A 25,769-nucleotide genomic window follows, 5' to 3' on the forward strand; every position below is an offset into this window, starting at 1 on the left:
CACTCCTGCGCCTTCGACTTCTCGGTCTGGGAGATCTGGGGCGCGCTGCTGTACGGCGGCCGCCTCGTCGTCGTCCCCTTCCTGACGACGCGCTCGCCGGAAGACTTCCATCGCCTCCTCGTCGACGAGGGGGTGACGATGCTGAGCCAGACGCCCAGCGCCTTCCGGCAGCTGGTGCGGGCCGATTTGGAGTCGGGCGTGGACCCGTCCGCGCTGCGGCTGCGCTGCGTGGTCTTCGGCGGGGAGGCGCTGGACCCGCAGTCGCTCGGGCCGTGGATGGAGCGGCACGGCGACGAGCGGCCGCGGCTGGTGAACATGTACGGGATCACGGAGACCACCGTGCACGTCACCTACCGCGTGATCACGCGCGCGGACCTGGAGCGCGGCGGGAGCCCGATCGGGGTGCCGATCCCCGACCTCTCGCTCCACGTGCTGGATTCGCGGATGGAGCCGGTTCCCCCCGGCGTCCCCGGCGAGCTGTTCGTGGGCGGCGCGGGGGTGGCGCGCGGCTACCTGAACCGGCCGGAGCTCACGGCAGGGCGCTTCGTGCGCGACCCGTTCTCGGCCGACCCCGCGGCGCGGCTCTACCGCACGGGGGACCGCGCCCGCCGGCGCGCGGACGGCGAGCTGGAGTACCTGGGGCGCGCCGACCAGCAGGTGAAGATCCGCGGCTTCCGCATCGAGACCGGCGAGGTCGAGGCCGCGCTGGCGGCCCTGCCGGCGGTGCGCGAGGCGGCCGTCCTCGTGCGCGAGGGGCCCTCCGCCGAGAAGCAGCTCGTGGCCTTCGTGGTCCTTTCCCCCGGAGCGGAGGAGGACCCCGCCGCGATGCGGGCCACGCTTGCCGAGCGGCTTCCCGACTACATGGTCCCGGCCGCCTTCGTCGTCCTCCCCGAGCTCCCCCTCACTCCCAACGGCAAGCTGGATCGGCGCGCGCTCCTGGCGCCCGAGGCCGGCCGGCTCCTCCGCCCGGCGTACGCCTCGCCCGCCTCCGCGCCGGAGCGCCTGCTGCAGGAGGCGTGGCACGAGGTGCTCGGCGCGGACCGGCCGGGCGTGCTGGAAGACTTCTTCGCCGCGGGCGGCGACTCGATCCGCGCGGTACAGCTGGTGGCGGTGCTGCGGGAGCGGGGGATGGCGCTCACCGTAAGCGATCTGTACCGGCGGCCCACCATCCGCGGCCTGGCGGAGCTCGCGGGCACGGCGGACGCCGCGGCCGGGAGCGGAGACGCGGGGAGCGGCGCCGTTCCGCACCACCTGGCGGACCTGCCGGACGAGGAGCGGCGACGCGTGCGGGACCGCTTCGGCGACCAGATGGAGGACGTGTACCCGGCCACCCGGATGCAGGCGGTGATGCTGGCCGAGTACGCCCGGGACGCCGCCCGCGACGGGGTCTACCACCCCCAGCAGTGCCACCGCCTCACCGATGCGTCGCTCTCGGTCGATGCGCTCCGCCACGCGATCGGGCAGGTCGTCCGCAGGCACGCCGTCCTGCGGACCGCCTTCACCACCGGGAGCGGGGGCGCCCTGCTGCAGGTGGTCCGCAGGAACCCGTCGCTCCGCATCGACTACCGCGACCTGCGCGCGCTCGCCCCCGCGGGGCGGGACGCCGCGGTGCGGGACGGGGCGGCCGAAGACCTCGACACGCCCTTCGACCCGTTCAGCGCCACCGACTCGCTCGTCCGCTTCGTGATCTTCCACCGGGAGGAGGGAGTGGCCGACCTGCTGATCTCGGGCCACCACGCGGTCGAGGACGGGTGGGGGAACATGCACTTCCTCAACACCCTCTTCCAGGCGTACGCCGACGCGCGCGACGGCCAGACGGTGTCTTCCGCGCCGGTCGCGAACACCTTCCGCGAGTTCGTCGCGCTCGAGGCGGAGATCCTGGCGTCGGGCGAGGCGGGGGCGTTCTGGCGCGAGCGCGTGCGGAAGCTTTCTCCCGTACGCCCCGTCCGGCGCCATGACGCGGGCGGATCGCAGCGCGAGTGCCGGGTGAGCCGCGGCGCCCCGCCGGAGCTGACCGCCGCGCTGCGCGAGGCGGCCTCGCGCGAGGGGGTCGCCCTGAAGGCGCTGTACCTGAGCGCCTTCCTCGACGTGGTGGCGGGGCTCTCGGGCGGGGACGAGGCCTGCGCCGGCGTGGTGTGGAACGGCAGGTCGGAGCGGCTCTCCAACCCGCTCACCGCGCTGGGCCTGTTCTGGAACCTGCTCCCGGTGGCGCGGCCGTCCGCGGCCTCCGGCGGGGCGGCGGGCCGCGCCCGGGCCGTGCACGAGGACCTGCTCCAGGCCGACCGCTTCGGGCGCTATCCGCTGGCCGAGGTCATGGCGGCCAACGGCGGCGAGGAGCCGTTCTTCGCGACCTTCAACTTCCTGCACTTCCGGAACTGGGCGGGGCCCGGCCTGGTGCGCGGCGCGCGCGTGGAGCCGGTGTACGGGCTGGACCGGCTCCACCTCCCGTTCAACCTGGCGGTCAGCCTGGCGCCGCAGGGCGAGGGCGCACTGCTCCGCGTGGAGTACGACGACCGCTTCTTCAGCCGGGCCGATGCGGACGCCGCGCTCGACGGCTACCTCTCGCGTCTTGGAGAGCTCTCCCCCCGATCCCACTGATCGCGGGGACAAAAGCGCAGTCGCCGGAACGCCGAAACGCTACCGAATCCGGCAATCACCTGTGCATTGGACGCACAGAGAGACGTCATCCTGGTTCCGGTGGTCGGCCTGAATAGAAAGGTCCGAGCGCAGCCGGTCACCGGCGACTGAAGTCGCAGCAACAACCACGGGAAGCCTCGCAAGCTGCGCGAGGCTGATCCGCGCATTCTGTGGCATCAGCGCTCACGATCAATCTCCTTTCATCCTCCCCGGACGCGCGTAGCGCGGGGAAGACTCAGGATGACGTCGGGTTGATGCAGCGAGGATGCACGAACTGAATTCCCGAACTCGGTGATCCTGATAGGCTCATTGGCCCCAGGTCGCATCCCCGCGGCCTGGGGCCTTTCTTCCGCTCCGGATTTCCCGGATCTCCGGCGGAGATTTTCCGATCGCCCGATCTCCTTCTGCTCCTCCGCTGCTCCGCGCGAGACAAGTCGTTTGCGGGCTTCGCCTTGAAACCGCCACCGAAGCGCATCCGTAATCGGCGGGGCGGGGACTGGACGCAGCGTTCGGCGTCCCCCCCGTCCGGACCCGCGCGGCCCGTTCCGGGGCGCTTGTCGCCCCTCCGCGCGCCGGGTATGTTGACGCTTCCCATCACCGTCCCCGATGACGCCTCGTTCCGCGCCTCCCCTTGATCCATCTTCCCGCCCTCTCCGGCCCGTTCCGCACCCGTCCGGCGCTCCGCGCGGAGCGGCGCGCGCCGTGAGCGGGCGCGAGTGGCTGGTCGAGGCGCACGGCTGCCGTCCGGCGGCGCTGGCGGACCTGGCCACGCTGCGGGCGCTGTTCGCGCGCATGGTCGGCGAGCTGGGGCTGCACCCCGTGGCCGAGCCGCAGTGGCACCAGTTCCCCGGCCCCGGCGGCATCACCGGGCTGTGCCTGCTGGCCGAGAGCCACTGGTCGGTGCACACCTTTCCCGAGCACGGCTCGCTCTGCCTGGACCTGTTCTGCTGCGTCCCCCGGCCGGAGTGGAACTACGAGGCGCGCCTGGGCGAGCTGTTCGGCGCCACCGGGGTGGTGGTGCGCGCGGTGGAGCGTCCGTACGCCGCCGTGCCGGCCGGGAGCGCCGCGTGACGCGCGCCACCGCCTCGTGCCCCAGCTGCGGCGCGCCGGTGGAGTTCGTCTCGGCCGCCAGCGTGCAGACCACCTGCCGCTACTGCACCTCGGTGCTGGTGCGCACCGACCTGGACCTGCGCGCCGTGGGCGTGAAGTCCACCGTGCCGCCTTCCGTCTCGCCCATCCGGCTGGGCACGCGCGGCTCGGACGGGGGCCGCCGCTTCCAGGTGGTGGGCCGGCTGGTGTACGCGTACGAGCGCGGCCGCTGGAACGAGTGGCACCTGGCGTACGACGACGGCGGCACCGGCTGGCTCTCCGACGCGCAGGCCGAGTACGCCATCACGGCGCAGGTGCCCTCCGCGCCGGTCCCCACCGCGGACCAGGCGCGCCCGGGGACGAAGGTGACCGTCGGCGGCGAGCCCTACACGGTGGGCTCGCTCACGCGGGCGCGCTACGCCGGCACCGAGGGCGAGCTGCCGTTCGAGCGGTGGGAGCCCGGGGAGATGAGCTTCGCCGACCTGCGCGGCGAGGGCGGCCGCTTCGCCACCCTCGACTACAGCGAGAACCCCCCGCTGCTGTTCGCCGGGCGGTGGGTGGCGTTCGACGACCTGGCGCTCTCGGAGCTGCGCGAGCCCGAGGAGGTGAAGGCCGCGGCGCTGACGGTGGCGTGCCCCAACTGCGGCGGCAGCGTCACCGTGCACGCCGCCGGCCTCACCGTGAGCGTGGTGTGCGCGCACTGCCGGTCGGTGCTCGACGCGCGGAGCAGCGCCTTCAAGGTGCTGCAGACGTACCACGCGCGGCTGGAGCACACGCCGAAGATCCCGCTCGGCACGCCGGGAACGCTGAACGGCCGGGCGTGGGAGGTGATCGGCTTCCAGGTGCGCTCCATCCGCGTGGAGGGGCGAGACTATCCGTGGGACGAGTACCTGCTCTTCTCGCCGCGCTACGGCTTCTGCTATCTCACCGAGTACCAGGGGCACTGGAACCGCGGCGAGACCATCCGCGGCGTTCCCCGCACGGTGACGGCGGGGATGCGGCCGGCGGCCGAGCTGGACGGGCGCGTCTTCCGGCACTTCCAGCGGGCGAAGGCGGAGACGACGTTCGTCCTGGGCGAGTTCCCGTGGGAGGTGCGGGCGGGCGACCGGGCGAAGGTGAGCGACTTCGTGGCGCCGCCGTACATGCTCTCGTCGGAGGAGACGGAGGGCGAGACCACGTGGACGCTCTCGGAGTACGTTCCCGGCGCGGCGGTGTGGAAGGCGTTCGGGATGAAGGGCTCGCCGCCTTCGCCGCGCGGCGTGTACGCCAACGAGCCCGCGCCGGCCACCGGGGTGCGGGGGAAGTGGGCCGCGGCCCTGGCGATGCTGGCGCTGCTGGTGGCGCTCGCCATGGTGCACTACTCCGCGGGCGGCGGCACGGTCGGCACCCCGCACCGCTACGGCTTCGACCCGCTCACGCCGCAGGAGCAGCAGGCGCAGGTGATCGGGCCGCTGGTGCTGGGCGGGCGCACCAGCAACGTGGAGGTCGACGTCGAGGCCGTGCTGAACAACAGCTGGGCGTACTTCGACCTGTCGCTGGCCGACTCGGCCGGGCAGGCCACGCAGTTCGGCAAGGAAGTGAGCTACTACCAGGGCGTGGAAGACGGCGAGCGGTGGAGCGAGGGCTCGCCGCGCGGAAGCGTGCGCGTTCCCAGCGTGCCGCCGGGACGCTACTGGCTGCGCGTGGAGCCGCAGGGCGAGCTGCCGTACAGCTACGAGGTGAAGGTGCGCCGCGACGTACCCATGGGGTGGATGTACCTGGTCGCCGCGCTCCTCCTCCTCCTTCCGCCCGGGCTGGCCACGCTGCGCTCGGGGCTCTTCGAGACGCAGCGCTGGGCCGAGAGCGACTACGCGCCCAACGACTGACGGGCGGGGATGGCGGCGGGGCGCGTTGGCACCTCGGTAAGCAGTCCCAAGTCCCAAGTCCTAAGTGCCAAGTGACAATTGCAAAGAGTTAGAGATCCGGAGACTCGGGGCTCAGGACGCAGCACTCAGCACTCAGCACTCAGCACTCAGCACTCAGCACTTAGGACTTAGGACTTAGGACTTAGGACTTAGGACTTTCGGCTCGATTCACCTCCCACCACGAATTCGCATGCTGCGTGGAGTGCGCGGGTACCTGCTGTACGGGGCCACGGTGCTGTCGCTGCTGGGGTGGGCGGAGTACCGCGGCTGGTCGCCGTTCGGGCCGCCGCGGCCGGGCGCCGCGGGGCCGCGCTCGGTGCGCGACAACCCCGGCGCGTACCGGCCGCACTACTCCGGCTCGGGGCGCTACGTGGGGGGCAAATGACAACGGGAGGCGCATGGACGACCTGATGCAGCACCTGGTGGCGGCGCTCGTTTACGCGCTGCTGGGGATCGTGATCTTCGTGGTCGCGTTCGTGGTCGTGGACCGGCTCACGCCCGGATCGCTGTGGAAGGAGATCATCGACGAGCACAACACGGCGCTGGCGGTGATGATGGGCGCCATCTCCATCGGCATCTCCATCATCATCGCGGCGGCCATCTGGTAGAGCCGGCCGAGGTGGACGCGGGTCCACGGGGCGGCGGCGGGCGGGGCGTGCAGGTGGCGCTCTTCCTGACCGTGCTGCTGATCGCCGCCTGCGGGCTGGTGTACGAGCTGGTGGCCGGCGCGCTCAGCAGCTACCTGCTGGGCGACAGCGTCACCCAGTTCTCCACCGTCATCGGCACCTACCTCTTCGCCATGGGCGTGGGGAGCCACCTGTCGCGCTACGTCACGCGCGGGCTGGCGTGGCGCTTCGTCACCGTGGAGCTGATGGTGGCGGTGGTGGGCGGCTTCTCGGCCACGGCGCTCTTCCTGGCCTTCGCCTGGACCGACGCCTTCCGCCTGGTGCTGTACGCGCTGGTGATTGTGATCGGCGCGCTGGTGGGGCTGGAGATCCCGCTGCTGATGCGCATCCTGCGCAACCGCTACGACTTCAAGGACGTGGTGGCCAACGTCCTGACCTTCGACTACCTGGGCGCGCTGGGCGCCTCGCTCCTCTTCCCCATCCTCCTCGTCCCCCGCCTGGGGATGGTGCGCTCGGCGCTGGCGTTCGGGGTGGTGAACGCGCTGGTGGCGCTGTGGAGCACGCACCTCTTCCGCGACTCGCTTCCCCGCCGCCGCACGCTGCAGGCGCTGTGCGCGGCGGCGCTCGTCGTGCTGGGCACGGGCGTCTGGGCCGCGGAGAAGATCACGCGCTCGGCCGAGGCCGACATCTACGCCGACCCGGTGGTCTTCTCCCGCGACTCGCGCTACCAGCGCATCGTGCTCACCGCCTTCCACGACGACCTGCGGCTCTTCCTGAACGGCCACCTGCAGTTCAGCTCGCGCGACGAGTACCGCTACCACGAGGCGCTGGTGCACCCGGGGCTCGCCGCGCTTCTGGGCGCGCGCCGCGTGCTGGTCCTGGGCGGCGGCGACGGGCTGGCGGTGCGCGAGATCCTGCGCTACCCCGGAGTCTCGGTCACGCTGGTGGACCTGGACCCGGAGATGACGCACATCTTCCGCACCAACCGCACGCTGGTGGGGCTGAACCGCGGCTCGCTGAACTCGCCGCGCGTGCGCGTGATCAACGCCGACGCGTTCGTGTGGCTGGGGTCGAACCGCGAGATGTTCGACTTCGTGGTGGTCGACTTTCCCGATCCCAGCAACTACGCGGTCGGGAAGCTGTACACCACCGCCTTCTACCGCGCGCTGCAGACGCATCTTTCCCGCGACGGGCTGGTGGTGGTCCAGAGCACGTCGCCCATGTTCGCGCGCACCGCGTTCTGGAGCATCGAGCGCACGCTGCACGCGTCGGGGCTGCGCACCTGGCCCTACCATCTCTACGTGCCGTCGTTCGGCGAGTGGGGGTTCGTGATGGCCGGCCGCGGCGATTACACGCTTCCCACCGCGCTGCCGTCCGGGCTGCGCTTCCTGACGCTCTCCTCCCTCGCCCCCCTCTTCCAGTTCCCCGCCGACCTGCAGCCGGTGCCCGCCGAGGCCAACCGGCTCGACGACCAGGCGCTCGTGCGCTACTACGGCGACGAGTGGAAGCAGATCGAGCGGTGATGCTTCCGGCTCGATCCGTTCCCCCCGCACCGGCGGCTGAAGCCGCAGCAACAACGACGGGAAGCCTCGCAAACCGCGCGAGGCTGGATCGGTGCGGGGACTTGCTCCGTCTCGATGCCCCGGCCTTCTCGCATCGCTCTCTCGTCCACGCGGCGGGGTTCGAATTCCGATTCTACCGAATCCGGGAATTCAGTTCGTGCATCCTCGCCGCATCGACCCGAAGTCATCCTGAGTCGTCCCCGCGCTGCGCGCGTCCGGGGAGGATGAAAGGAGATCGAACGTGAGCGCCGATGCCGCGGAGTGCGCGGATCAGCCTCGCGCAGTTTGCGAGGCTTCCCGTAGTTGTTGCTGCGACTTCAGTCGCCGGTGCCCGGCGGAGGGCGATTCCGGCGCTTCTCCCGACGTCCAGCCGTTCGATGCGGCGATGTCGAGGCGCGGGTTCGTGGCGGCCGCGGCGGGGATCGCGGCGGCGGCGATCGTGGGGTGCGCGCCGAAGTCGGGGCGCGCGCTCGCCGGCGGCTTCGTGGACGACGGCGGCGCGCGCGGGCACCGCCTCCGCGACGGGGCGCGCTTTCCCGCGCCCCGGCGGACCGTGCGCATGCCGCTGGTGATCGTGGGCGGGGGCGTGGCGGGGCTCTCGGCGGCGTGGCGGCTGGCGAAGCGCGGCTTCGACGGCTTCGCGCTGCTGGAGCTGGAGGACCGCGCCGGCGGCAACGCGCGCTGGGGGGAGAACGAGGTGTCGGCGTATCCCTGGGCCGCGCACTACGTTCCCGTCCCCGGCCGCGAGACCGTGCTGGTGCGCGAGCTGTTCGAGGAGCTGGGGGTGTGGAAGGACGGGGGATGGGACGAGACCGTGCTGGTGCAGGCGCCGAAGGAGCGTCTGTACCGCTTCGGCGCGTGGCGCGAGGGGCTGCGCGAGCCGCTGATGGACTCCGCCGCCGACCGCGCCGAGTTCCGCCGCTTCGACCAGGAGATGGCGGAGATGCGGGCCACCGGCGCCTTCACCCTCCCGCTCTCCGCCGGCGCACGGCCGTCGCCGCTGGACGGTGGGTCGATGGCGCGCTGGCTGGACGAGCGCGGCTTCCGCTCGCCCGCGCTGCGCTGGTACGTGGACTACGCCTGCCGCGACGACTACGGTGCACTGGCGGCCGACGTCTCGGCCTGGGCGGGCGTCCACTACTTCGCCAGCCGCCCGCCCGAGGACGACGAGCTGGGGCCGCTCGCCTGGCCCGAGGGGAACGGCTGGATCGTGCGGCGGCTGATGGAGCGGCTCGGCCGATTCGTCTCCACCGGCACCACGGTGCATCGGGTGGAGCGGCGCGGGGCGGGGATGCGGGTGCTGGCGGGGGATGCGGAATACGTCTGCGACGCGGTGGTGTGGGCCGCGCCCTCGTTCGTGGCGAGCCGCGTGGTGGAGGGCGCGCCGGCGGTGGACTTCGCGTATTCGCCCTGGCTCACCGCCAACCTCACGCTGGACCGCTGGCCCGGGGAGAACGGCTTCCCTCCGGCGTGGGACAACGTGATCGCGAACTCGCCCGGGCTGGGGTACGTGGTGGCCAACCACCAGACGCTGCGCACCTTCCAGGATCGCTGGGTGTGGACCTACTACCACGCCCTGGCCCACGCCTCGCCCTCCGCCGCGCGGCGCTCGCTGCTCGCCGGCACCTGGCGCGACGCGGCGGACGCGGTGCTCGCCGACCTGGAGCGCGCGCACCCCGACGTGCGCCGATGCGTGCGCCGCATCGACATCATGCGCATGGGCCACGCGATGGTGCGGCCTACCCCCGGCTTCCTCGCCTCCCCCGCGCGGCTCCAGCTCCGCGCCGCCGCCGGGCCCGTGTTCTACGCCCACTCCGACCTGAGCGGCCTCTCGCTCTTCGAGGAGGCCCAGTCGCGCGGCGTCACCGCGGCCGAGCGGGCGCTCGCGTACCTGGGCGGCGGGGCGGGGGACGAGCCATGATCGCGAGTCGCACGGGCATCCTGCCGGTCATCAACAGCATGGCATCATACGGAGGGAGCGGAGGTAACGGAGAACTGAGATTATTACGGGTATTCCGAATGCACAGTCATTTTGACTGAACGGCCTGGTGAGGGCCTTTGCGGCGGAGGAGAAACCATGAGGCTTGATACTGAGATTGCAACGTACAGGGCCAGACTCGCGGAGCTTGGCCTGTTCGAGGGAAAGTTCGTGCTGATCCGCGGGGCGGAGGTAATCGACACGTTCGCGAGCTACGAAGACGCGCTCCGTCAGGGTTACCGCCAGTTCGGTCTTGACCCCTTCCTGGTGAAGCAGATCCAGACGATCGAGTTGGTGCAGTGCATTCCCCACGTCGCAGAGCCGCGCCTGGGTGCGTAGCCCAAGGCGCAGTTCACGTCCTGAGCGATTGCATCCTCATCTACAACGGTTCGCTCGGCCAATTCACGCTGGCGTTCTGATCTCCCGGACGGCGAACGAAATGTGCTTGGCGTAGATACTTCGGCCTGCCGGAGTTAGCTTCAGGTGCGCCCGTGGCGGCGCCAACTGCTGGTCCCTGTCCGGAGAAGTCATGGCAAGCTCGTTCCTGATCCGCCTCTCCAAGGTTTCCTCCACCCCCGAAGACACCCTCCGCGACGAGATCCGCGCCCACACCGGCAACGACGAGGAAGCCGACAGCATCCTCCGCGGCATCGAGCGCCTGGGCCGCGACCCGTCGATCGCGCATTTCGAGATGACGCGCAAGGAAAACCGGCCCGCCTACCGCGGCGCGCAGCGCGTGTCGTGGAGCGTCCGCGCCGTGCGGCCGTAGCCATCGCCCGGCCGCGCGCCGGATCTGCCGGCGCGCGGCGGCATCCTTCCGCCCGACCCCTCGCGAACGGACGTGCTCCGTTCGTATCCCCCAATCTGCTGACCGCGCGTCACCCCACCGCGAGGCGCGCGAGCCGCGGCCGCTTCAGCGTCCACACAGCCCCTGCGGCGTCCAGTCGAGTGCCGGCACGGAGCGCGGCTTGGTGGCATCCTGGAGAATGAGCACGACCGAGCGCCGCACGCCCGTGCCGGTGCCGGTCAGCATCATGGGAACGCCGCCGGGCATCAGCACGCCCGGACCTCGCGCCCGCTGCTCCAGCTTGCCGCCGGGCGTCTCCAGGCACATCGATCCCTCCAGCGTATACCACGCCTCCACGCCCGGATGCCGGTGCGCCACGGTGCGCATGCCGGGCTCGAACACCCCCTCCATGTACACGGCCGCGAAGCTGTCGGCATCCACCAGCGGCAGCGGGCCGACGCGGGCCACGCGATGCCCGGCGCGCGGGTGCCAGCCGGCGCCGGCGATGGTGAACAGCCAGACGCGGCCGAGCGACTCCACGACCGCCGACCGCGGGCCCCGGACGGCTTCCGCGGCGGCCCGCGTGGGGTACGTGTGCAGGTGCCAGAACAGGGCGGGGCTCGCGGACAGGCGCCCGAGCTCCTGGCGCGCGGTGATGAAGCACCCGTAGGCGCGGCCCGCACGTTCGGCCACGGGCACGCAGGTGCCGTCCGTCTGCGCGGCGAGCGGCGCGGCCGTGGCCGCGATCACGGCGAGGGAGATGCAGGGAAGGGATGCACGAATTGCCCGCGTGGCTGGATACCGGAGCATGCGAAGCACCTCGTTGCGGGTGGGCCGGAGAGCCTGGGGGCGACGGCGCGGCGGCGGAGGGCGGGGGATCGACGGCCGGGGATGTGCGCCGCCTCCGGTCACCGCGGGAGGGGCTCCGGCGCGCGATCCGGCTCCAGCCCGTCCAGGTGGCAGAGCGCGCTCTCCCACACCTCCCGGCGCGTCTCGCCCGGCATCACCCGCACCAGCCGCACCGGGGAGGTGCCGGCCAGGGAAAGGTACCACCACCGGTCGTCGGTGGCGTGGCCGCCCGCGGGGTTGCGGAGGCCCCGCGTGCAGTGCACGCGGCGTCCGTCGTCCTTGAACTCGAAGTCGTAGAACATCTCATCCATCCGTTTCGCGGCTCGGCCGCTCGTGGGGAATCGTCGTTTCGTCGCGGCGCGCAGGCCCGGCCGCGCCCTCGTCGCGCGAGAGCGCGAGGATGCGCCGGACCTCGGCCGCCACGCGCTGGGGCTCCACCGGCTTGGTGAGGTACGCGTCGCACCCGGCCGCCTCGGCGGCCGCGAAGTCCTCGCGCTGGGTGTGCGCGGTGAGCGCCACGATGGGGATGGCGGCGGTGGCGGGGTCGGCTTTCAGCATCCGCGTGGCCTGCAGCCCGTCGACCACCGGCATGGTCAGGTCCATCAGGATCAGGTCGGGGCCGTGCGCGCGGGCCATCTCCACCCCGTGCCCGCCGTCGAACGCCTGCAGCACGTCGTAGCCGTAGTGGGCCAGGATGCAGCGGTAGATCTCCTGGTTGTCCTCGTTGTCCTCGACCAGCAGGATCTTCGTGCTCATGCGCTCCATTCTGCGATGTCGCCCGCCGCCGCATGTGGCGTGCGGGCCTCCGGCGTGCCCCGTGCCCGGCTTCCCCCGTCACTGCACGGGGATGCGGAAGTAGAAGGTGCTTCCCCGGCCCACCGCGCTTTCGGCCCAGATCGCGCCGCCGTGCGCCTCCACGATCCCCTTGCAGATGGTCAGCCCCAGCCCCGCGCTGCCCACGCCCGGCCAGCGCGCCTGCCAGAAGCGGTCGAACAGGCGCGGCATCTGGTCCCTGGGAACGCCGGCCCCGGTGTCGGCCACGGAGAAGAGCACCGAGCCGTCGAACCGGGCCGCGCCCAGCGTGATGACGCCGCCCTCGGGCGTGAACTTGGCGGCGTTCTCCAGCAGGTTCTCGAACACCTGCCGAAGCCGCCCCGGGTCGGCGCGCAGGAGCGGGAGCTCGCCGGTGACGGCGGCCTCGAGCCGCAGCGACCGCGCGGCCAGCCCGGGTGCGTAGGTGTAGAGGACGTCCTCGACCACCGCGGCGGGGCGTACCGGCCGCGGGTGGATGCTCACCCCCCCGGCCCCGATCTGCGCCACCTCCAGCAGGTCGCCGATCAGGCGCTGCATGTGCACGGTGGCCGCCAGGATCCGCTCGGCCGCGCCGATCTGCTCCTGCCGCGTGAACTGCTCGCGCGGCGTCCGCGCCTCGGCCAGGATCTGCGACGCCACCAGCACGATGGCTCCCAGCGGGTTCTTCAGGTCGTGCGTCACGTACCCCAGCACCTGGTCGCGCAGCAGCACGCTCTTCTTCAGCTCCTCCACCATCCGCATGTGGGCGATGGACAGCGCGCACCGGCCGGCCAGGTCCTCGGCCAGCGCCCGGTCCTGCTCCGTGTGCCCGCGCCCCGGCCGGCTGCCCACGAAGGTGATGGCGCCCAGCACCTGCTCGCGCGCCAGCAGCGGCACGGTGATCGCCGAGGCGATGCCGAGCCGGCGGAGCGTTTCCAGGTGCCCGGGGTCGCGGGCGGCGCCGGCCAGGAAGTCGTCGGTGACGGGGTCCGTGGACGTGGTCGCGCGCGTGCGCACCACCACCGGCACCCCCAGGGGATCGTCGCGCTCGGGGGGCCAGTCCACCTCCAGCCGCCGTGCCAGCGCCTGCTTGTCGGGGTCGGGGTGCACCACCGCCAGGCGCCGCATGGAGCCGTCGGGCTCGGCCAGGTCCACGATGCTCCAGTCGCCCAGCCGGGGGAGCGCCAGCGCCGCCACCGTCTTCAGCGTCTGCTCGTAGTCCACCGACTCGGCCAGGCGGCGGCTGGCCTCGGCCAGGAAGGCGCACCCGTCCAGCGCGGCCGCCGGAGAAAGGTCCGTGGACATCCCGCCGGCCTCCGCCGGGGAGCGATCGGGCCCCGTCTCCCCGCTCGCCGGCATCACGCCCGCTCCCCGCGTGCCCGGCGTGCGGCGTCCGTGGACCGGGGGAAAGCCCCCGCATCCCGCCACCGTGGCACGCTTCCTGTGCCACCCGTTCGTTCCCCCGGTATTTCCCCTCCACCGCCCGAGGAGCCCATGGCAAGGATCTGGACGCGGACGCGGCGGTACCTCGCGGCAGTCTGGCTGGGCGCGGCGGCGCTCGAGCTGGTGGTGCTGGAGCTGGCGAAGCGCACGAACAGCTCGTGGGTGCTGCTGCTGGGCGCCGCCCTCCTGCTGGTGCCGCTCGCGGCCACCGAGCGGACCTTCCAGTGGCTGGGCCGCGCCCCGCGCAAGCGCTGGAAGCGGCACGACGTGGAGGCGGCGCTCGCCGAGTCGGCGAAGGCGGCGCGCGGCCGGCGCTGAGGCGCGGCGTTTCTCCCGCTCACGCCAGCCGCCCGATCATGGCGCGCACCGCGGCCAGGAAGTCGCCGGTGTCGAAGTGCGCGGGGTCGATCATGGCCTGCACCGCGCACCCGTGGATCCAGCTGACCGCCACCGCCGCCATCCCGTCGGCCGTGGCGCCGGGGAAGGTGGCGGGCTCGGCGAGAAGAAGCTCCTGCATGATGTCGCGGAAGGCCGCGCGGTAGCGCTCCAGCTCGGCGCCGATGCGCGCCCGGATCTCTTCGTGGCGGGCGCCCAGCGCCCAGAACTCGAAGAAGAGCCGCGTGTGCCGCGGCTGGTGGCCCAGGCGCGCCATCTCCTGCTGCAGCAGCGCGTGCAGCCGGTCCAGCGCGCGCGGAAAGCGGGCGACGTCGTCCGACACGTGCAGCACCGAGGTGGTGCCGATCAGCCAGTCCAGCAGCGCGTGCACCAGTCGCTCGCGCGTCTGGAAGTAGTGCACCACCAGCGCGTGGCTGACCGCCGCCTCGGCGGCCACCGCCCGGATGGTCATCCCCCCGATCCCGTCGCGCGACGCCACCTCGAAGGCGCCGCGCAGGATCTGCTCGCGCCGCACGTCTTCCGGGGCCCGCTTCCGCACCCTCGTCCGCTCCATCCTCCGCTCCGTCGCCCATTTCTCCATCCCCTTGAGGCAAACCCACTTGCCTCTCTGTTGACCATTTGTACAATACAGGATAGCTTGGATCTACCGTCTGGTCAATAACGTGCGGGCGACTTCGCCGGGCGCGCTCCGTGGCTGGAGATCGCCCGGCCGGCGGCGAGTGCCGGATTCCGAGCCGCAGGCGGACGTGCCTTCTCCCGTCCGCCCACCCCTGCACCTGGTGAGCTTGCCGATTCCCTCGAGGTCCCGATGAAGCGCGCGCCCGCCGGTTCCCAGCGGCCGGCCGGGAAGGGCGCGCCCGGCCCCGCCCCGCTGGCGGTGGTGGGGATCGGCGCGTCGGCGGGGGGGCTGAAGGCGCTGCAGCTCTTCTTCGACGCGGTGCCGGCCGCCAGCGGAATGGCGTGGGTGGTGATCATGCACCTGGACCCCGAGCGCGAGAGCCGCATCGCCGCGCTGCTGCAGGACCGCACCCCGCTTCCCGTCACGCAGGTCACCCGCGCGGCCCCGGTCGAGGCCGACCACGTGTACGTCATCCCCCCCGGCCACGACCTGTCGATGGACGACGGGGTGATCCGCGTGCACGACCGCGGCGCCGGGCTGCACCTTCCCATCGATCTCTTCCTCACCTCGCTGGCCGCCGCGTACGGCGCCGACGCGGTGGGGGTGGTGCTCTCGGGAACCGGCTCCGACGGGACGTCGGGGATCCGCTCGGTGAAGGAGAGCGGCGGGATCACGGTGGCGCAGGACCCCGCCGAGGCCGAGTACGACGGGATGCCCGACAGCGCCATCGCCACCGGGCAGGTGGACCTGGTGCTCCCCGCCGGCCGCATTCCCGCCGAGCTGCTCCGCCTGCGCAGGGTGCCCCCGCCGCTCTCCGTCGAGGCCTCCGCCGGCGCCGGGACCTCCGACAGCGCCGCAGCCTCCGACGTGGCCACCGAGGCGCAGCTGGCCCGGGTCTTCGCCGCGCTGCGGGCCGCCACCGGGCACGACTTCAGCCGGTACAAGCGCGCCACCGTGCTGCGCCGCCTGGAGCGGCGCCTGCGCTTCAACGGCGCGCAGTCGCTGGAGGACTACCTTCCCCTGCTGCGCGCGGGCCAGGCCGAGCCGGCGGCGCTCGTGCGCGACCTGCTGATCTCGGTGAGCGGCTTCTTCCGCGACGAGGAGGCGTTCGCCGCGCTGGCCGCGGCCATCCCCGCGCTCTTCGAGGGAAAGGGGCCCGACGACGCGGTGCGCGTGTGGGTGGTGGGGTGCGCCACCGGCGAGGAGGCGTACTCCATCGGCATCCTGCTGCGCGAGCACGCCGCCACGCTCGAGAGCCCGCCCCAGATCCAGATGTTCGCCACCGACATCGACGAGAAGGGGTACGCCTGGGGGCGCGAGGCGCTGTACCCGGCCTCGGCCGTCGCCGCCATCCCGCCCGGGCGGCTGCGCCGCTTCTTCGCGCGCGAGGCGGGCGGCTACCGCGTGGGAACGCCGCTGCGCGAGGGGGTGCTGTTCGCCGTGCACAACGTGCTGCACGACCCCCCGTTCTCGCGGATGGACCTGATCAGCTGCCGCAACCTGCTCATCTACCTGCAGCCCCCGGCGCAGGCGCAGGTGATGGAGACCTTCCACTACGCCCTGCGCGCCGGCGGGCTGCTCTTCCTGGGGGCGTCGGAGTCGGCCGGCGACAGCGGCCTGTTCGCGCAGGCGGCCCCCGGCCAGCGGCTGTACCGGAGGAACGCCGGGCCGCGGGTGCCGCCGCGGCTTTCCGCGGCCGACCCGCGGGCGCGCGGCGCCCCGGCCCCCGGCGATGGCGCCCCGCAGCGGGGGCCGTTCGCCTACGGCCCGCTGCACCTGCGCATGCTGGAGGCGTACGCGCCCGCCAGCCTGGTGGTGAACGAGCGGCTGGAGGTGGTGCACCTTTCCGGCGGCGCCGGGCGCTACCTGCACCTGGGCCAGGGCGAGCCCAGCCGCGACCTGGTGGGGCTGGCGCGCGGCGACCTGCGCATGGAGCTGCGCGCCGCGCTGTACCAGGCGTTCGAGAAGGGCGAGGCCACCACCCGCACGGTGGCGGACGGCGACGGCGGGCCCCCGGTGCGCCTGCGCATGCACCCGCCGGTGGGAACCGCCGAGACGGGGCGGTTCGCGCTGGTGGTGCTGGAGGAGGAGCCGCCCGCCGCGCCGCGGCCCGATGGAGACGGCGCCGGCGGCGCGCGGGAGGTGGCGCGGCTCGAGGCGGAGCTGCGCCGGGCGCGCGAGCAGCTGGAGCATGCCAGCGCCGCGCGCGACCGCACGGTGGAAGAGCTGCAGGCGGCCAACGAGGAGCTGCGGTCGATCAACGAGGAGCAGAAGGCGGCCTCCGAGGAGCTGGAGACCAGCCGCGAGGAGATCCAGTCGGTCAACGAAGAGCTCACCACCATCAACCAGGAGCACCAGAACACCATCGAGGAGCTGAAGCGGACCAACGCCGACCTGCAGAATCTGGTGGAGTCCAGCGAGATCGGCACCATCTTCCTGGACCACGAGCTCCGCGTGCGCCGCTTCACCCCGTCGGTGGGCGCGCTCTTCAACTTCGTGGCCACCGACGTGGGCCGCCCCCTGGCCCACATCACCCACGGGCTCGACTACCCCGCGCTGCTGGCCGATGCGCGGAGCGTGCTGGCCTCGGGCGAGCGGGTGGAGCGCGAGGCGGCCAGCGGCGGCGGAGCGTGGTTCATCGTGCGCATCAACCCGTACCGCTCGCCCGAGCGCGGGGTCGACGGCGTGGTCCTCACCTTCTTCGACATCACCGCGCTGAAGGCGGTGGAGGACGAGCTGCGCGAGGCCAAGGCGGTGGCCGAGAAGGCCAACCTGGCCAAGGGCACCTTCCTGGCCACCCTGTCGCACGAGTTCCGCACCCCGCTGAACGGGATGCTGGGCTACGCCGACATCCTGCACCTGGACGGCCCGCTGAACGCCGCGCAGCTGCGCAAGGTCGACCGCATCAAGGCGGGCGGGTGGCACCTGGCGGGGATGATCGACGAGATCCTGGCCTTCGCGCTGCGCGACGAGGGGCGCGACAGCGTGCGGCGCGAGCGGGTGGACGCGCGCGCGGTGGCCCGCGCCGCGCAGGAGCTGGTGGAGCCCGCCGCCCAGGCCAAGGGGCTGGCCTTCGAGGTCGACCTCCCCGCCGGGGCGGTGGGGCTGGAGACCGACGCGGGGAAGCTGCGCCAGGTTCTCGTCAACCTCTGCGGCAACGCGGTGAAGTACACCGAGCGCGGCGAGGTGCGGCTGGCGGTGCGCGAGGAGGGCGGCGAGGTGGTGTTCGAGGTGCGCGACACCGGCATCGGCATCGCCCCCGAGCACCACGCCCGCGTGTTCGACCGCTTCTGGCAGGTGGAGAGCGCCGCGACGCGGGCCTTCGGGGGGATGGGGATCGGGCTGGCGGCGGCCCGCGAGTTCAGCCGGCTGCTGGGGGGCGACGTGGAGGTGGAGAGCGAGCCCGGGGCCGGAAGCACCTTCCGCGTCCGGCTACCCCGTACCCGTGGAGAGGGATGAAGATGCAGCCGAGAAAGAAGCGGCGGGCGGAAGACATCGAGACCTACGCCCAGGACATCGTGAACACGGTGCGCGAGCCGCTGCTGATGCTGGACACCACGCTGCGCGTGCGGAGCGCCAACCGCGCCTTCTACCAGACCTTCCGGGTCTCGGCCGAGGAGACCGAGGACCGCCTGATCTACGAGCTGGGCAACGGCCAGTGGGACATCCCGGCGCTGCGCACCCTGCTCGAGGACGTGATCCCCACCAGCTCGGTGTTCAACGACTTCGAGCTGGAGCACACCTTTCCGCTCATCGGGCGCCGGGTGATGCTGCTGAACGGCCGCCGGCTGCGCGCGGGGAGCCACGCCGAGCTGCTGGTGCTGGCCATGGAGGACGTGACCGAGCGGCGCCAGGCCGAGGCCGACTTCCAGGCCGTCGAAACCTACGCGCAGGACATCGTCGACACGGTGCGCGAGCCGCTCCTGATCCTGGACCCGGCGCTGCGCGTGCGCTCGGCCAACCGCGCCTTCTACCAGACCTTCCACGTCACGCCCGGCGAAACGGAAGACCGGCTGATCTACGAGCTGGGCAACGGCCAGTGGGACATCCCGGCGCTGCGCACCCTGCTCGAGGACATCATCCCGGCGAGCTCGGTATTCAGCGACTTCGAGCTGGAGCACACCTTTCCGCTCATCGGACGCCGGGTGATGCTGCTGAACGCCCGCACCCTGCAGGCGGGGAGCCACGCCGAGCTGCTGGTGCTGGCCATGGAGGACGTGACCGAGCGGCGCCACGCCGAGGGCGAGGTGGGCAAGGCGCGCGAGGCCGCCGAGGCGGCCAACCGCACCAAGAGCCTGTTCCTGGCCAACATGAGCCACGAGCTGCGCACCCCGCTGAACGCCATCCTGGGGTACTCCGAGATGCTGGCCGAGGAGGCGGCGGAGCAGAGGCTCGAAGCATTCGGGGCCGACCTGGAGAAGATCGGCGCCGCCGGGCGCCACCTGCTGGCGCTGATCAACGACATCCTGGACCTGTCCAAGATCGAGGCCGGGAAGATGGAGATGTTCCTGGAAACCTTCGACGTGGCCGAGATGATCGGCGAGGTGGCGTCCACCATCCGCCCGCTGGTCGAGGAGAACGCCAACGCGCTGGACATCGACCTGGCACCGGACCTGGGCGCCGTTTACGCCGACCAGATGAAGGTGCGCCAGATCCTCTTCAACCTCCTGTCCAACGCCGTGAAGTTCACCCGCGACGGCCGCATCACGGTGAACGGCGGGCGCGAGCGGATGGACGGGAGCGAGTGGATCGTGGTGCGCGTGGCCGACACCGGCATCGGGCTGAGCGCGGACCAGCTGGTGAAGCTGTTCAAGGACTTTACCCAGGCCGACGCCTCCACCACGCGCAAGTTCGGCGGCACCGGGCTGGGGCTGGCGCTCACGCGGCGCTTCTGCCAGATGATGGGCGGCGACGTCACGGTGCACAGCGTGGCGGACGAGGGAAGCGTCTTCACCGTCAAGCTTCCCGTGGTGGTCACCCAGACCGCCCCCGACCTCCCCGCCGACGGCGGCTGCCCCGCGCCCCCCGGCGCCGGCGCCGTCCCCGCTTCCGGCTGGGCGGGCGCCGACGGCGCCGAGGCCGCGCCGGGGTGCGTGCTGGTGATCGACGACGACCCGGTGCAGCGCGACCTGATGGAGCGCTTCCTGAGCCGCGAGGGGTTCTGCGTGCGCACCGCCTGCGGCGGCGAGGAGGGGCTGCGCCTGGCCCGGCGGATGCACCCGGTGGCCATCACCCTGGACGTGATGATGCCGGGGATGGACGGCTGGAGCGTGCTCACCGCGCTGAAGTCCGACGCGGCGCTGCGCGAGATCCCCGTGATCATGCTGACCATGGTCGACGACCCCGAGCGCGGCTTCACCCTGGGCGCCGCCGACTACGCCACCAAGCCGGTGAACCGCCAGCGCCTGTCCAGGATCCTGCGCAAGCACACCTGCCCCGACCCGCCCTGCCCGGTGCTGGTGGTCGAGGACGACCCCGCCACGCGGGCGATGACGCGCTCCATCCTGGAGAAGGAGGGGTGGAAGGTGAGCGAGGCCCCGAACGGGCGCGTGGCCCTGGAGATGATGGAGAGCGAGCGCCCCCGCCTGATCCTGCTGGACCTGATGATGCCGGAGATGGACGGCTTCGAGTTCGCCGACCGGGTGCGCCGCCACCCCGAGTGGCGCTCCATCCCCATCGTGGTGGTCACCGCCCGCGACCTGAGCTTCGAGGAGCGCCGCCGGCTGAGCGGCTACGTGGAAACCATCCTGCAGAAGGAGGGCGACACGCGCGAGATGCTGCTGCGCCAGGTGAGCGACCGGCTGAACGACCTGGCCGCGCCGCGCGCCGCCACCCCCGACCCGGAGAGAGGTGAAGGGCGCGCGCCGCGCGCCCTTCAGCCCGTGCCATGACGACGATCCTGCTGGTCGAAGACAACGACATGAACCGCGACATGCTCTCGCGCAGGCTGGAGCGCAAGGGCTTCTCCGTCGTCCTGGCGATGGACGGGCAGAGCGGGGTGGAGATGGCCGCCAGCCACGCCCCCGACCTGGTGCTGATGGACATGAGCCTGCCCGTGCTGGACGGGTGGGAAGCCACGCGCCGCCTGAAGGCCGCCCCGGAGACCCGCCACATCCCCGTCATCGCGCTGACCGCGCACGCCATGGCCGGCGACCGCGAGCGGGCGCTGGAGGCGGGGTGCGACGACTACGACACCAAGCCCATCGAGCTTCCCCGCCTGCTGGCCAAGATCGAGGCGCTGCTGGGTGCTGCGCCCTCCGCCGCCGAGGCCGCGCCGTGAGCGAGCCGCATCCGGCCGCCGGCGCCGCGGCCCCGCACGCGCTTCCCGCGGAGCTGATCCACGACCTGCGCACCCCGCTCAGCCAGATCATCGGCTACTCCGAGATGCTGATGGAGCGGGCGGAAGAGGCGGGTTCCGCCGACATCGCCCCCGACCTGGAAAAGGTCCGCGCCGCGGGGTACCGGCTGCTGGAGCTGATCAACGAGCACTTCCTGGCCATTCCCTCCGCGCCTCCGGCCACGCCCCACGCGTCCGGCGCCCCCGCGGGCGGGGCCGGGCGGCTGGCCGACTTCATCGTGTCCGGGCGCGAGCCGATCCTGGCCGAGTGGGAGGCGTTCGCGCGCACCTGTACGCCGGCCAGCGGGGCCATGGACATCACCGCGCTGCGCGACCACGCCGGCGAGATGCTCACCGTGATCGCCGCGGACCTGCGCACGGCGCAGGGCGGGCTCGAGCAGTCGGAGAAGTCGAAGGGTCTCGCGCCCGACGGCGGAGGTGACGAGTCCACCGCCGCCGAGGAGCACGGGGCCGGGCGCGCCGAGAGCGGCTTCACCGTGGAGCAGATGATCTCGGAGTACCGCGCCCTGCGCGCCAGCGTCATCCGCCTGTGGACCCAGTCGCGCGGCGAGCTGGGGCCCGCCGACCTGGAGGACCTCACGCGCTTCAACGAGGCCATCGACCAGTCGCTGGCCGAGTCCATCTCGCGCTACACCGAGGACCTGGACCACAGCAAGGAGATGTTCCTGGCCATCCTGGGGCACGACCTGAGGACCCCCTTGGGCGCGGTGATGACCTCGGCCAGGTTCATGCTCGAGACGCAGGGGCTGAAGGAGCCCAGCCTTACCCTCACCTCGCGCATCGCCAGCAGCTCCACGCGGATGGTGCACATGGTGGGTGACCTGCTGGACTTCACCCGCAGCCGCCTGGGCGGGGGGATCCCGGTGGTGCGGGCCGAGATGAACATGGCCAAGGTGGTGCACGACGTGGTGGACGAGATCGCCGCCGCGCACCCGGACCGCATCCTGCAGGTGGACACGCGCGGCGCGCCGTGGGGAGCGTGGGACTGCCCCCGCATCACCCAGGCGCTCACCAACCTGGTGGGCAACGCGCTGGAGCACGGCGCCCCGGGTTCGGCCGTGCGCGTGGAGGTGCAGGGCGACGACGACGAGGTCACCATCACCATCCACAACCGTGGCCCGGCCATCCCGGCGCACCGGCTGAACGGGATCTTCAACCCCATGAAGCCGCGCGAGGCGGTGGGCGGCGCCGCGGCCAGCGGGCCGTCGGGAAACCTGGGGCTGGGGCTCTACATCGCCGAGCGCATCGTGAACGCGCACAAGGGGCGCATCGAGGTCGAGTCCTCGGACGAGCGCGGCACCACCTTCACCGTCCACCTCCCCCGCCGGGGCTGACGGGCTCCGGCGCCGCGCGCCCGCCCGATCCCGTCCCGGCTCGTCGACCATCCATACCGGATCCGGCAACCACCTGCGCATTCCAGACGCACGGAGAGACGTCATCCTGAGTCGTCCCCGCGCTGCGCGCGTCCAAGGAGGATGAAAGGAGATCGTTCGTGAGTGCCGATGCCGCGGAGTGAGCGGATCAGCCTCGCGCGGTTTGCGAGGCTTCCCGTAGTTGTTGCTGCGGCTTCAGCCGCCGGTGAGGGGCAAGGCCGCGAACTTGTGCATCCGGCCAACTCACGTGCCACCACGCCCACAGATCCTTCGGCCTGCAAGGTGTTGTGCTGATGCGAGTTGTGGTGTGGCCGGCCTCAGGATGACGTCGGGCAGGTGCAGGGCGGAGCAGAAGCTGATCTCCCGGAGCTGGTCCTCCGTGTCCTTGGTGAGAGCGCTTGCAGGGGGCGATGGGACGGGGCGCGAAAGGCCGCCGCGGGGTGGACGAAATCCGGAATTTTCGCTAGATTGCATGGCTGTTCTGCGCAGGCGGGCACCTCGGCGAGAGGCGCCCGTCTTCGCTTTGAGAAAATTCGGAATCGAAGAAACGCGAGTCCGAGGACGTGCGGCGGGGCACGAACGGCCACCAACGGGCCGTCCCCTGTCCCCTGTACCCTGTCCCCTTGGAAATATGCAGATCCGCAACATCGCCATCATCGCCCACGTCGACCACGGCAAGACCACGCTGGTCGACCACATGCTGCGCCAGGCCGGCACCTTCCGCGAGAACCAGCAGGTGCAGGAGCGGGTGATGGACTCCAACCCGCTCGAGCGCGAGCGGGGGATCACCATCCTGGCCAAGAACCTGTCGGTGCGCTGGCACGACACCAAGGTCAACATCGTCGACACCCCGGGGCACAGCGACTTCGGCGGCGAGGTCGAGCGCATCCTGCGCATGGTCGACGGCGTGGTGCTGCTGGTCGACGCGGCCGAGGGGCCCATGCCGCAGACCCGCTTCGTCACCCGCAAGGCCATGGAGCTGGGGCTGCAGCCCATCGTCATCATCAACAAGATCGACCGCGGCGACGCCGACCCGCACCGCGTGCACGACGAGGTGCTGGAGCTGTTCATGGAGCTCGAGGCCGACGACCACCAGCTGGACTGCCCGTTCCTGTACGCCGTGGGCCGCGAGGGCGTGGCCATGCGCAGCCCCGAGGAAGAGCGCAAGGACCTGACGCCGCTCTTCGAGACCATCCTGGAGACGATCCCCGCGCCGCGCGCCAGCGAGGGCCCGTTCCAGATGCTGGTGTCCACCATCGACTACTCGCCCTACCTGGGGCGGCTGGCCATCGGCAAGATCGAGCGCGGCACCGGGCGCGTGGGCGACACCGTGGTCCTCGTCACGCACGGCGACAACACCGCGCAGATGACGCGCAACAAGATCAGCAAGCTGTACACCTTCGACGGGCTGGAGCGCCACGAGACCGAGTCGGCCTCGGCCGGCGACGTGGTGGCGCTGGCCGGGCTCACCGACGTGGAGATCGGCGCCACCGTGTGCGACGCCGAGAACCCCGACGCGCTCGAGGGCATCGCCGTCGAGGAGCCCACGGTGTCGGTCGACATCATGCTGAACAACTCGCCTTTCGCCGGGCGCGAAGGGAAGTACGTCACCAGCCGCCAGGTGCGCGACCGGCTGTTCAAGGAGCTGGAGAGCAACGTCGCGCTGCGCGTGGAAGAGACCGATTCGCCCGACACGCTCACCGTCTCCGGCCGCGGCGAGCTGCACCTGGGCATCCTGATGGAGACCATGCGGCGCGAGGGGTACGAGTTCGCCGTCTCGCGCCCGCGCGTGATCCTGAAGAAGGCACCCGACGGGCAGCTCCAGGAGCCGTACGAGGAGGTCACCATCGACCTTCCCGAAACGCACATGGGGCCGGTCATCGAGAAGATGGGCCAGCGCCGCGCCGAGATGCTGGAGATGCGCAACCCCGGGGGCGGCCTCGTGCGCCTGGTCTACAAGACACCGGCGCGCGCGCTCTTCGGCTACCGCAGCGAGTTCCTCACCGACACGCGCGGCGAGGGCACGCTGCACCACCGGTTCCTGGAATACGGCCCGTTCGTGGGCTCCATGAACACGCGCAGCCGCGGCGTGCTGGTCAGCATGATGAACGGCGAGGCGGTGGCGTTCTCGCTGGGCAACCTGCAGGAGCGCTCCACCTTCTTCATCGAGCCCGGCGTGCCGGTGTACGAGGGGATGATCGTGGGCGAGAACTCGCGCCCGGGCGACATGGAGGTGAACGTCACCCGCGGGAAGAAGCTCACCAACATGCGCGCCTCCGGCAGCGACGACAACATCCTGCTGGAGCCGCCCAAGGTGATGACCCTCGAGGACGCGATGGGCTACATCGCCGACGACGAGCTGATCGAGGTCACGCCCAAGTCGCTGCGCCTGCGCAAGCGCCTGCTGAACGCCAACGACCGCAAGAAGGCCAGCCGCGCCGCGTCTGCCTGATCGTATCTGCGGTTCAAAGAGACGAGCCCTCTTCCGACGATGATCGGGAGGGGGCTCGCTTGCTTCAACAGCAGGTCTTGGGCGTGTTGGGCGCCGAGGCGCCCAAACGGGCTGCGCGCGCGGTAGGCAACGATACGACTGTTGCCAACCGCGCCGGGCCACCGCCGCGCCAGTGCCCGATGCGTCTCCTCCGCATCGTTCGGGCGCGGCGGCGTCCCGGCCCTTCGGGCGCGCATCCCTCACGCGGGTGCATCGTGCAACCTTCCGCCCTCCCCATCCGTCGTATCCAGCAGAGGTGGTGGAGGTGATGATCCGATGCATCTCCGGCGCACTGCGATGCGCACCGATCCCCGTATCTCCGCCCCCGGGGCGCGCTTGTGATGCATCGCCGCGACGCCATGCGTTGCCGCGCCACGACCGTAGCAGCCGCGCGTGGTTGCGCGTTGTAGTGACGGGGCGGCGTCCATGCGCGTCCATCTCGGCTCGCGTGGCGGGCGGGGCGCGACACAGGGCCGAGTTCCTCGGGAAACAAAGGCCTTGACACGTTCCGAACGCCCTTTACTTTCCCGCCGAACGGGGCCGGCCCGGCACCGTCCTTGCCGCTGCCCGCAGGGCCACCCATCGAATCCCGTCCACCAGAGGAGACTCCGGAATGCCGAACGTGATGGCTCACCCGTCAATCGGTGACGAGCTCGCGCTCGATACACTGTTCTTCGCTCGATTCGAGGAAGAGGAAGAGGGCGAGTGGAGCAACACCGATCGCGAGGAGGGCTGGGACGACGAGGACGACCTCGAAGACGAGGACGAATGGGACGACGAGGACGATTGGGACGAGGACGACGACGAGTGGGATGACGAGGAAGGCTGGGACGACGACGAAGAAGGCGGCGACGAAGAGTTCTGA

General features: G+C 71.7%; 21 protein-coding genes. 16 read left to right on the plus strand and 5 right to left on the minus strand.

The window, feature by feature from the left end:
• The 9 genes from VLK66_RS05675 to VLK66_RS05715 all read left to right on the plus strand — a co-directional run.
• Nucleotides 1-2,598 (plus strand): condensation domain-containing protein (locus tag VLK66_RS05675; protein ID WP_325308411.1); only part of this gene is annotated, 2,598 nt, incomplete at its 5' end.
• Between the two features lie 741 nt (nucleotides 2,599-3,339).
• Entirely contained in the window at nucleotides 3,340-3,708 is a 369-nt protein-coding gene (gene speD, locus VLK66_RS05680; RefSeq protein ID WP_325308412.1) for an S-adenosylmethionine decarboxylase, read from the plus strand.
• Nucleotides 3,705-5,591, plus strand: coding sequence for a DUF4178 domain-containing protein (locus VLK66_RS05685; RefSeq protein WP_325308413.1), 1,887 nt, complete (start codon nucleotides 3,705-3,707; stop codon nucleotides 5,589-5,591). The genes speD and VLK66_RS05685 overlap by 4 nt, the downstream gene beginning before the upstream one ends.
• Nucleotides 5,592-5,820: 229 nt before the next feature.
• On the plus strand, nucleotides 5,821-6,015 hold the full coding sequence (locus VLK66_RS05690) for a hypothetical protein (RefSeq protein WP_325308414.1): 195 nt from the start codon (nucleotides 5,821-5,823) through the stop codon (nucleotides 6,013-6,015).
• A gap of 13 nt (nucleotides 6,016-6,028) precedes the next feature.
• On the plus strand, nucleotides 6,029-6,238 hold the full coding sequence (locus VLK66_RS05695) for a DUF350 domain-containing protein (RefSeq protein ID WP_325308415.1): 210 nt from the start codon (nucleotides 6,029-6,031) through the stop codon (nucleotides 6,236-6,238).
• 11 nt (nucleotides 6,239-6,249) lie between these two features.
• Entirely contained in the window at nucleotides 6,250-7,779 is a 1,530-nt protein-coding gene (locus VLK66_RS05700) for a polyamine aminopropyltransferase (RefSeq protein WP_325308416.1), read from the plus strand.
• Nucleotides 7,780-8,203: 424 nt separating this feature from the next.
• On the plus strand, nucleotides 8,204-9,739 hold the full coding sequence (locus VLK66_RS05705; RefSeq protein WP_325308417.1) for an FAD-dependent oxidoreductase: 1,536 nt from the start codon (nucleotides 8,204-8,206) through the stop codon (nucleotides 9,737-9,739).
• Between the two features lie 156 nt (nucleotides 9,740-9,895).
• Nucleotides 9,896-10,135, plus strand: a complete 240-nt coding sequence (locus tag VLK66_RS05710) for a hypothetical protein (RefSeq protein WP_325308418.1) — start codon at nucleotides 9,896-9,898, stop codon at nucleotides 10,133-10,135.
• Nucleotides 10,136-10,325: 190 nt separating this feature from the next.
• Complete coding sequence (locus VLK66_RS05715) at nucleotides 10,326-10,565, plus strand: hypothetical protein (protein ID WP_325308419.1); 240 nt, start codon at nucleotides 10,326-10,328, stop codon at nucleotides 10,563-10,565.
• Nucleotides 10,566-10,709: 144 nt separating this feature from the next.
• Here the strand turns inward: VLK66_RS05715 and VLK66_RS05720 are convergent, their stop codons facing one another.
• The 4 genes from VLK66_RS05720 to VLK66_RS05735 all read right to left on the minus strand — a co-directional run bounded on the left by VLK66_RS05720 (nucleotide 10,710) and on the right by VLK66_RS05735 (nucleotide 13,529).
• Nucleotides 10,710-11,393, minus strand: a complete 684-nt coding sequence (locus VLK66_RS05720) for a hypothetical protein (protein ID WP_325308420.1) — start codon at nucleotides 11,391-11,393, stop codon at nucleotides 10,710-10,712.
• Nucleotides 11,394-11,491: 98 nt separating this feature from the next.
• On the minus strand, nucleotides 11,492-11,734 hold the full coding sequence (locus VLK66_RS05725; protein WP_325308421.1) for a hypothetical protein: 243 nt from the start codon (nucleotides 11,732-11,734) through the stop codon (nucleotides 11,492-11,494).
• Nucleotide 11,735: 1 nt separating this feature from the next.
• Nucleotides 11,736-12,188 carry a response regulator gene (locus tag VLK66_RS05730; protein WP_325308422.1) on the minus strand — a complete coding sequence of 151 codons (453 nt, stop codon included), beginning with the start codon at nucleotides 12,186-12,188 and terminating at the stop codon, nucleotides 11,736-11,738.
• A gap of 78 nt (nucleotides 12,189-12,266) precedes the next feature.
• The gene (locus tag VLK66_RS05735; protein ID WP_325308423.1) at nucleotides 12,267-13,529 is read right to left on the minus strand and encodes a GAF domain-containing sensor histidine kinase; all 1,263 of its coding nucleotides are present in this window, start codon (nucleotides 13,527-13,529) and stop codon (nucleotides 12,267-12,269) included.
• Between the two features lie 189 nt (nucleotides 13,530-13,718).
• Between VLK66_RS05735 and VLK66_RS05740 the strand changes: the two genes are divergently transcribed.
• Nucleotides 13,719-13,985 carry a hypothetical protein gene (locus VLK66_RS05740; RefSeq protein ID WP_325308424.1) on the plus strand — a complete coding sequence of 89 codons (267 nt, stop codon included), beginning with the start codon at nucleotides 13,719-13,721 and terminating at the stop codon, nucleotides 13,983-13,985.
• Nucleotides 13,986-14,004: 19 nt separating this feature from the next.
• On the opposite strand, the gene VLK66_RS05745 is transcribed toward VLK66_RS05740, so the two are convergent.
• The gene (locus VLK66_RS05745; RefSeq protein ID WP_325308425.1) at nucleotides 14,005-14,616 is read right to left on the minus strand and encodes a TetR/AcrR family transcriptional regulator; all 612 of its coding nucleotides are present in this window, start codon (nucleotides 14,614-14,616) and stop codon (nucleotides 14,005-14,007) included.
• A gap of 255 nt (nucleotides 14,617-14,871) precedes the next feature.
• Between VLK66_RS05745 and VLK66_RS05750 the strand changes: the two genes are divergently transcribed.
• The 6 genes from VLK66_RS05750 to VLK66_RS05775 all read left to right on the plus strand — a co-directional run bounded on the left by VLK66_RS05750 (nucleotide 14,872) and on the right by VLK66_RS05775 (nucleotide 25,769).
• On the plus strand, nucleotides 14,872-18,141 hold the full coding sequence (locus tag VLK66_RS05750) for a chemotaxis protein CheB (protein ID WP_325308426.1): 3,270 nt from the start codon (nucleotides 14,872-14,874) through the stop codon (nucleotides 18,139-18,141).
• A complete protein-coding gene (locus VLK66_RS05755) occupies nucleotides 18,138-20,573 on the plus strand; it encodes a response regulator (RefSeq protein ID WP_325308427.1) in 2,436 nt (811 codons plus the stop codon). Before VLK66_RS05750 ends, VLK66_RS05755 begins: the two co-directional genes overlap by 4 nt.
• On the plus strand, nucleotides 20,570-20,962 hold the full coding sequence (locus VLK66_RS05760; RefSeq protein ID WP_325308428.1) for a response regulator: 393 nt from the start codon (nucleotides 20,570-20,572) through the stop codon (nucleotides 20,960-20,962). Before VLK66_RS05755 ends, VLK66_RS05760 begins: the two co-directional genes overlap by 4 nt.
• Complete coding sequence (locus tag VLK66_RS05765; protein ID WP_325308429.1) at nucleotides 20,959-22,374, plus strand: ATP-binding protein; 1,416 nt, start codon at nucleotides 20,959-20,961, stop codon at nucleotides 22,372-22,374. The genes VLK66_RS05760 and VLK66_RS05765 overlap by 4 nt, the downstream gene beginning before the upstream one ends.
• Before the next feature lie 670 nt (nucleotides 22,375-23,044).
• Entirely contained in the window at nucleotides 23,045-24,865 is a 1,821-nt protein-coding gene (gene typA / locus VLK66_RS05770) for a translational GTPase TypA (RefSeq protein WP_325308430.1), read from the plus strand.
• Between the two features lie 652 nt (nucleotides 24,866-25,517).
• Nucleotides 25,518-25,769 (plus strand): hypothetical protein, encoded by a 252-nt coding sequence (locus VLK66_RS05775; protein ID WP_325308431.1) that lies wholly within the window; start codon nucleotides 25,518-25,520, stop codon nucleotides 25,767-25,769.

Source organism: Longimicrobium sp. (assembly GCF_035474595.1).
Lineage (GTDB): Bacteria > Gemmatimonadota > Gemmatimonadetes > Longimicrobiales > Longimicrobiaceae > Longimicrobium.